At 40.4% G+C, this 8,523-nt stretch carries 7 protein-coding genes; 6 read left to right on the top strand and 1 reads right to left on the bottom strand.

Going from position 1 to position 8,523, the window contains the following annotated elements; all coding sequences use genetic code 11:
- The first annotated feature begins 290 nt into the window (after positions 1-290).
- The gene (locus tag BO222_RS13805; protein WP_158024596.1) at positions 291-467 is read left to right on the top strand and encodes a hypothetical protein; all 177 of its coding nucleotides are present in this window, start codon (positions 291-293) and stop codon (positions 465-467) included.
- A 148-nt stretch (positions 468-615) separates the two neighbouring features.
- Here the strand turns inward: BO222_RS13805 and BO222_RS10235 are convergent, their stop codons facing one another.
- Positions 616-1,470, bottom strand: a complete 855-nt coding sequence (locus BO222_RS10235; RefSeq protein ID WP_075820705.1) for a mechanosensitive ion channel family protein — start codon at positions 1,468-1,470, stop codon at positions 616-618.
- 965 nt (positions 1,471-2,435) lie between these two features.
- Between BO222_RS10235 and BO222_RS10230 the strand changes: the two genes are divergently transcribed.
- The 5 genes from BO222_RS10230 to BO222_RS10210 all read left to right on the top strand — a co-directional run bounded on the left by BO222_RS10230 (position 2,436) and on the right by BO222_RS10210 (position 8,269).
- Positions 2,436-3,149 carry an MIP/aquaporin family protein gene (locus BO222_RS10230; protein ID WP_075820704.1) on the top strand — a complete coding sequence of 238 codons (714 nt, stop codon included), beginning with the start codon at positions 2,436-2,438 and terminating at the stop codon, positions 3,147-3,149.
- Positions 3,150-3,448: 299 nt separating this feature from the next.
- A complete protein-coding gene (gene glpK / locus BO222_RS10225) occupies positions 3,449-4,948 on the top strand; it encodes a glycerol kinase GlpK (protein ID WP_075820703.1) in 1,500 nt (499 codons plus the stop codon).
- 266 nt (positions 4,949-5,214) lie between these two features.
- Positions 5,215-6,651: an NAD(P)/FAD-dependent oxidoreductase gene (locus BO222_RS10220; RefSeq protein WP_075820702.1), complete on the top strand. Its 1,437-nt coding sequence runs from the start codon at positions 5,215-5,217 to the stop codon at positions 6,649-6,651.
- Positions 6,641-7,900, top strand: a complete 1,260-nt coding sequence (locus BO222_RS10215; RefSeq protein WP_075820701.1) for an NAD(P)/FAD-dependent oxidoreductase — start codon at positions 6,641-6,643, stop codon at positions 7,898-7,900. The genes BO222_RS10220 and BO222_RS10215 overlap by 11 nt, the downstream gene beginning before the upstream one ends.
- A 3-nt stretch (positions 7,901-7,903) precedes the next feature.
- Entirely contained in the window at positions 7,904-8,269 is a 366-nt protein-coding gene (locus BO222_RS10210) for a DUF1667 domain-containing protein (protein WP_075820700.1), read from the top strand.
- The last annotated feature ends 254 nt before the right edge of the window (positions 8,270-8,523 follow it).

The following is an 8,523-nucleotide window of genomic DNA, read 5'->3' as shown; positions in this document are numbered from 1 at the left end:
CAGAAAAGAGAAGAAACAGGAATCTGTCTGGAGCAGACCCGTGATAACAGGTTCAAGCCGGACAGGAAAGATATCTGTAACTATTGAGAGGAATATTAGATAGTTGTAGATATTTAGTAGCGGAAGCCTATCAGGGGCTGTTCATCGATTTTGAATCTGCATCAATGACCAAAAATTTGAAGACTGTAAATCAGGATCAACTTAAAACAATTAATCCTGTCAGTTGTGATCTAGACTCAACTAAGGCTCAATTCCAATCTGTTCCAGAAAGATTAATTGCAAGAACGTATGTGAAAGCAAATCAAACCTTTGAAGATTCAATTGCATCAACTCTTCAATACATTAACGATCAGGGATATCATTTGAACGGATTCATCGAAGCCAGACCAATCAACGATTTCTGCGTTCAATCTGTAAACGAATTGATCCTCGAACTGATCCTTCCGATCAAAATCGAGAAAAGATAATAAGAATACTAGATCAGTCTTAAATCAAAAATCGAGCAGAGCGAGCCAGGTTAATGTCTGCGCGCTCTGCTCGATTTTTTAATCAAGGAAGTCCTGATTATCGAAAATCGGAATTATGATAGTTCATTTAGGATTGTTATAGTCAGCATCAATCAGAGGCCTGATTCTTAAGAGAACCTGAAGTCTGATTATCGTCTTCGTCGACAATTTCGATTTTCGAAGGGGAAGTTGATGGATTAAAAGCGTTGAGTTTTGAAGCGATCAGTGTAGCGATCTGATGTTTTGTTTCTTCATAATCCTCAGGACGAACAGTACCTTCAACCATTAATACCGCATACCCCTGGACAAACTCTTCATAACAAACTGTAGGGTCATCGATCAATCGCAGATCAGCTTCATGGATGATTTTCTTGGAGCTCTCTAAAATCAGTGAGAGATCGTTTGGAATGGCTATCGGAACCTGCACAGTGACTTTTCTGTCTAGCATTCGGGAATAGTTAATCAGGATATCTGTTACCAGCAGCGAATTTGGGACGATAACTACTTTATTGTGACGCGTAGTCAATGTGGTAAACATCAGTTCGATGGCACTGACAGTCCCTTTATGCTCCGATATACTGATAAAATCACCGATAGAAAATGGCTTAGTGATTAAAATCTGCATTCCTCCTGCAACATTGGACATATTTTCCTTTAATGCCAGAGAAATACCTAATCCCAGAGCGGAAACCAAAGTGACAATACTGGTTAATTTAACACCCAGACTCTCAACGGCAATGATCGAAAAGAAAGCCAGCACTATGATATCGGAAGCTGATGCCATAAAGGTTAGAAGACCAGGATCAGGAGCTTTACTGACCCCTTTTAAGATAATTTTTTTTAACATTTTTCCGATGATAACTCCGGCAAGAATTTCCAGGATTGGGATCCACAATTTCTCAGCCCAGGTAATGATGAAATCAATTGTAGTTTCCGGGGAATTCAGTTTAAATAATTCAGACAATTTATCCTCTCCTAACTGTATTTGAATCGAAACTCATCCTTTAAGTGATGAATTTAATCTTTCCTTTCTTCCTTAAAATGATTCTGAAGAAAGCTTCAAAACAACGATCTGTTTTCTTTATTTTATCAATATGTTCGGATTCAACATGTCAAGAGACTTTGTAAATCATAAAACAATAGATCTATGAAAAGCCGATCCTCTCAAGGTGAACAGACGCAGGCTGATATTGGACATATCTGTTATCGAGTCAGGAGATACTGTGTATATAATCCAGCTTTCAATAATCAACCATTTTTTCAAATTTTCAAAATAATGTGAAAGCGTTTTCAGAATGATTTCCTATAGATTAAACGAATTATGACCACAGCTGGCATTCTTAGTATTTTGCAGTGCAGGAATAGAAAACTTGTATCTTCCATTATTCTGTTAAAAGGGCATAAAAATAATTCATAAATATAATTTGCGGTCAATTGATATACACTTATATTTGTTGTACATAATCTCTGTTTTGTTCAATTGAAAATAATTGACAACTTCATAAACTTCTAAATATAGATATTACTCATCTGAATAAATCTCTATCGGATTAGTTTGATCAAATGAACACCACCCAAAAAGATTGAAGAAGTCGATCAATCGTTACCTCGTTAAAATCACTAAAGATGTTAATAAAAATAAAAGAGAAAGATATTACGTATTTCAAATTTAAAATATAATTTGATAAATGTCGAAAAACGATATACGCTTATGTAAACGCTTTTATCAACTGAAACGATTTATGCAAACGCTTGCAAATGTCTAATAAATTTCAGAATTCTGAAGACTTTATTTATGAATTCAGACATTTCGTTTGGTAATCTGTGCTCAGAGCTGAACAGCAATGAAAGGACAGATGAGAATTTCTGGACGCAGAAATTCAGTTCAGCATACGATGCATCGTTTATCATCACAATTAAAAAATAATTATGTTGCCGTACATTTCCGAATTTATTGGAACCGCTCTGCTGATCATCTTGGGCTGCGGAGTAGTTGCAAATGTATCTCTTGAAAAATCCGGAATGAAGGGAGCCGGATCGATTCAAATTACCATCGCCTGGGGGCTTGCAGTCATGGTTCCTGCATTTGTTTTTGGTGAAGCCTCCGGAGCCTCGTTTAATCCAGCACTGACTTTAGCACTGGCTATTGATGGTTCGTTTCCATGGGAGCAGGTAGGTGGTTATATTGCCGCCCAGCTTGCTGGAGCTTTTGTAGGAGCCTGCATAGTATATCTTCTGTTTAAAGGACAGTTTGATTCGACAAGTGATCCGGATGCCAAATTGGGAGTCTTTGCCACCAGCCCTTCTGTCAAAAATATGTGGCTGAATTTCTTTTCTGAATTCGTGGGAACATTCATCCTGGTTTTTGCGATAAAGGGAATCTCAAATGTCAGCGGAATTGCGATGGGAGTCGATAAGTTATTTGTCTTTGGAATTATCGTAGCAATCGGTATGTCGCTTGGTGGTTTAACAGGATATGCCATCAATCCAGCAAGAGATTTGGGACCCAGATTAGCTCACGCCGTTTTGCCAATCAAGGACAAGGGAAGTTCCCATTTTGACTATGGCCTGATCGTTCCAATCTTTGGTCCATTCTTAGGAGCGATCGCTGCCGTACTAGTTTATGGGTTGATCCCCTGGTAATAGCCCAGACAAACGTATTCATTTAAAAATTTGCTTTTCCTGATCAAGCAAAAAAAGATCAGCTGATTTTGTAAAAATCTTATGGATTCACAAATCATTTCTAAATGAAATCAATCAGTTGTTTGAAGTTTTGCATCACTGAGTGATGGATGGAAATCGCTTTACAGAAGGATTTGAGATCACGAAACCATGAAGTCTGATTATTTCCGAAACTGCCAGATGACAAGAATGACTGATGAAGAGAAGAATAAATAATAATTATTAATTTGAGAAATCAACATAATACGAGGAGATAAACGATGAGTAAAAAGGAATACATTCTCGCAATTGATCATGGCACCACATCAACACGCGCAATTTTATTTGATCATGACTGCAGAATCTGCGGTATTTCCCAGAAGGAAGGATCTGTTGATTATCCTTCCCCAGGATGGGTTGAACAGGATGCTGTTCAGATCTGGCTGGATACAATGGCTGTTATGGCTGATGTATTAAACCAGAGTGGTATTGATCCAGACCAGGTTAAGGGAATTGGAATTTCCAATCAGCGAGAGACAACTGTTCTCTGGGATAAGAAAACAGGCCTTCCAATTTATAAAGCGATTGTTTGGCAGTCCAGGCAGACATCGGATATCTGTGATGAATGGAAATCTGCAGGATACGAGCAGACCATTCGAGAAAAAACAGGTTTAAGAATTGATCCATATTTCTCAGCTTCAAAAATTGCATGGATTCTGGAAAATATCCCAGATGCACGAAAAAAGGCAGAAAATGGAGACCTTCTTTTTGGAACTATGGATTCCTGGATTGTCTGGAAGCTGACAGGCGGTGAGCAGCATATCACCGATGCGACCAATGCCAGCCGAACCCTCTTATGCAACATTGAAAATGTAGAGTGGGATCAGGACCTGTTAGAAATGTTCAATATTCCCGAATCGATTCTTCCACGAATCGTACCGACTTCCGAGAATTATGGTTCAACTGCTCCATATGCATTCTTTGGTGCACAGGTACCGATTTGCTCCATGGTCGGAGACCAGCAGGCTGCATTATTTGGCCAGCTCTGTCTTGAAAAGGGAATGGCAAAGAATACCTATGGAACCGGTGGATTTTTGTTGATGAATACTGGAGACGAAATCGTTCGTTCAAAAAATGGACTTCTGTCAACGATTGCCTGGCAGATTGGAGATGAGGTTACATACGCTCTTGAAGGATCAATTTTTGTATCCGGATCGATTATGAAATGGATGCGGGATAAACTGCAGCTTTTTGATAAGGTTTCTCAGACTGAAAAAATGGCTAAGCAGGCTGGAACAACAGCTGGAGTCTATATTATTCCCGCTTTCGTCGGACTCGGAGCACCATACTGGGATGATAAAGCGAAAGCTTCGATTGTAGGACTCTCTTTGGGAACCAACCGAAATCAGTTAATTCGAGCCGCTCTTGAATCAATGGCTTATCAATCCAGGGATGTTCTGAATGCGATGGAACGAGATTCGGGATTGAGTATTCCAATGCTGAAAGTCGATGGCGGAGGAGCAATGAATAACTTCCTGCTTCAATTTCAGTCTGATCTGATACAGGTTCCTGTAGAGAGATATAAAGTCAACGAACTGACCGCTTTAGGAGCAGCTTTTCTGGCAGGACTGGCCATCGATTTCTGGAAAAAGGAAGATCTCAGCATCGAAATGGATAAACGCTTTGATCCCCAGCGCTCTGCACAGGAAATGGATCAACGTTATCAGAACTGGCAGAATGCAGTCAAAGCCTGTCAGGCGTTTAAATCAGATACTCTTTAACCATTTGGGTTCAATTGGACTAAGTACATGTTAAGGAAATGATAAATAAGTGATCATTTCCTTAACATTTTGGAATAATAATGGGTATTCCAAAAGAAGCACTGGATTATATATTAAACGAAGAAGATAATTAATAAATCGTTTTGCAAGGATTTTACAATATAAATACAGCGATGGAATTCAAGCGATAACAAAGATATGCATTAACAGTCGATGAATAGTATCAGAAATATTCGAAAGATGAGGATGGAAAGGATCCGAGTGATATGGATTTTGATGTTTTGATTATTGGAGCTGGTATTACAGGCAGTGCGATTGCCCGTGAACTGGCTAAAACCGATCTGGCCATTGGAGTGCTGGAAAAAGAATCAGATATATGCGAAGGAACGACCAAAGCCAATTCTGGAATTGCGCATGCTGGTTATGATGCGATTCCTGGTACGTTGAAGGCAAAGCTGAATGTTCAGGGATCAAAGATGATGAAACAGCTCTCTTTAGATCTAGGCTTTGACTACATAAATAATGGATCGCTCGTTTTGTGCTTTGATGAAAATGGAAGGGCGAAGATTCAGGAGATTTATGAACGGGGTTTAAAGAACGGGGTAGAGGATCTGCAGATTCTTGAAAAAGAAGAGATCCTTAAAAAAGAGCCTAATGTTTCTGAACAAGTCGTCTGTGCTTTATATGCGCCAACGGCTGGCATCGTTGATCCGTTTACGATGAATGCAGCATTTGCCGAAAATGCAGCAGACAACGGAGTGACTTTCATTTTTGATGAGCCAGCAACAGAGATTCAAAGAACATCCGATGGCTGGCTGGTTAATGGTAAATATTCTGCCAAAGCCATCATCAATGCAGCTGGAGTGTACGCAGATCAGATTCATAATCTGGTCAGTGATGAACAGATGACCATTCGCCCAAGACGAGGACAGTATTTCCTGTTAGATAAAGCAGCAGGAAACAAAACAAAAATGACTCTGTTTCAGCTCCCGACAATTGCCGGAAAAGGAGTGTTAGTGGCTCCAACCTGTCATGGAAATCTGATTGTAGGTCCAACAGCAGAGTTTGTAGAAGATAAAGAAGAATTGAATACGACTGCGCAGGGACTCAGTGAAGTTCGATCAAAAGCAGTTCTTACCATTCCAGATTTACCATTCAATCAGGTCATTACTTCTTTTTCTGGACTGCGTGCAGTTCCAGAACATGAAGATTTTGTCATTGAAGAAAGCGTACCTGGTTTTATTGACGTGGCTGGCGTTGAATCTCCGGGTCTTACAAGTGCTCCGGCCATTGGTGTTATGGTCGCTGATATGGTTCGCAATCTTCTCAACCCTGAAGACAGGCCAGACTTTAACCCCTATCGAAAAGGTTTTATTAATGTGAATGATCTTACAAAAGAGCAATGGAATCAGCTGATTAAGGAAGATCCTGAATACGGTAAAATCATCTGCCGCTGTGAAACTGTGACTGCAGGACAAATCCGTGACACTCTGCGCCGCTCTGTTCCGGCCCGAACCCTTGATGGTGTTAAAAGAAGAGTCAGAGCTGGAATGGGCCGTTGCCAATCCGGATTCTGTTCTCCCAAAACGATGGAAATTATAGCCGAGGAAACTGGAATCCCACTCGATCAGGTAAAAAAATCAGGACTCAACAGCACAATCATTACTGGTAATGATAAGGAGAAAGCCGAATATGACCGATAAGAAACAATTGTTAATTATTGGAGGGGGTCCAGCCGGACTTGCCGCAGCAATCGAAGCTAAAAAACATGGGCTTAACGATATTCTGATTATTGAACGCGATGATCGTCTAGGCGGGATTTTGAATCAATGCATTCATAATGGTTTTGGACTTCATACCTTTAAGGAAGAACTGACCGGACCTGAATACGCGCAGCGATTCATTGATCAGGTTCAGGAAGCAAATATTCCATATGAGCTAGGCAGTATGGTTCTCGATATTGATCAGAATAAAAATGTCACTTATGTTAATCCTGAAAAAGGGCTGGTGACGGTTGCAGCAGACTCAATTATACTGGCTATGGGTTGCCGGGAAAGACCTCGTGGAGCTCTTTCCATTCCAGGCTATCGGCCAGCAGGAATTTATTCTGCGGGTACCGCTCAAAAACTGGTCAATATTGATGGCAAGATGCCTGGAAGGGATGTTGTCATTCTTGGAAGTGGTGACATCGGTCTGATCATGGCCAGACGAATGGTTCTTGAAGGAGCTAATGTCCATGTAGTAGCTGAGCTGATGCCTTATTCTGGCGGTTTAAAACGAAATATTGTCCAGTGTCTCGACGATTATGATATTCCGCTGAAACTTTCACATACCGTTACAGATATAAAAGGAAAAGAACGAGTTGAAGCAGTAACAATCAGTCAGGTCGATGAAAACCGCCGTCCAATTCCTGGAACGGAGATGACCTATCCCTGTGATACTCTGCTTTTATCCGTAGGACTGATTCCCGAAAATGAGCTTTCAGTGTTAGCAGGAGTTGAAATGAATCCTACAACAAACGGTCCAGTGGTCAATGAATCTCTCGAGACCAATGTTCCTGGAATATTTGCAGCGGGCAATGTTTTGCATGTCCACGATCTTGTCGATTTTGTTTCCCAGGAAGCTGGCAAGGCTGGAGAAATGGCTGCCCGATATGTTTTAGAGAATATCCCGGAAAGCCAAAATGAGATTCCGGTTCAGACTGGTGGCTTGGTTCGCTATACTGTACCAACGAAAATTGATCCTTCCCGTATGGAAGAAAATACAACCGTACGATTCCGCGTTGGGAATGTATTAAAAGGAGGCTATATCGATGTCATTATTGATGGTGAACGAAAAATCCATCGGAAAAAGATGATTATGGCTCCTGGAGAAATGGAGAGTATTATTCTGAAAAAAGAATGGCTGACTCCTGAAACAAAAGAAATTCGTATCGAGACAAGGGAGGGATAAAAAATGGAAACACGTGATTTAATTTGCATCAATTGTCCGATGGGATGTCAGCTTCATATCGAACTGGAGAATGGTCAGGTGATTTCTTTGAGTGGTAACACCTGCCCTAGAGGAGATGCATACGGACGCTCAGAAGTAGAAAAACCTGTTCGGATGATTACTTCAATTCTTCCGGTTGAGAATGGGGATCTGCCGATGGTATCCTGTAAGACATCAAAGCCCATCGATAAGAATAAGATTTTCGATATTATGAATGCACTGAAAGATGTCAGTGTTCAGGCACCCATAGAGATTGGTGATATCCTGGTTGCTCACCCTGCAGGGAGTGATGCAGATATTATCGCAACAAGAAAAATCCAGAAAATCTAAGAAAGTACATTTTAGGATCTAATAATAATAATGGTCTACAAAAAGAACTGAGTCGTGGTAGGACACCTCGAATTCAGTTCTTTTTATATTCGCTATATAACCAGTAAATCAACGATAAGTCATTTATTACAACTTTCCCAAATCGATAGACTATAGACGGGCAGACTTCTTCGGTCTGCCTCTTTTTCTTTTAGCTGATTTTTCCTCGGTTTCTGAAGCAGGAAGAATACCCAGTTTCTCCAGTATCTCGATTT

It is taken from the genome of Ileibacterium valens, from assembly GCF_001945525.1.
Lineage (GTDB): Bacteria > Bacillota_I > Bacilli_A > Erysipelotrichales > Erysipelotrichaceae > Ileibacterium > Ileibacterium valens.
This window is presented reverse-complemented; position numbering and strand designations above follow the sequence as displayed.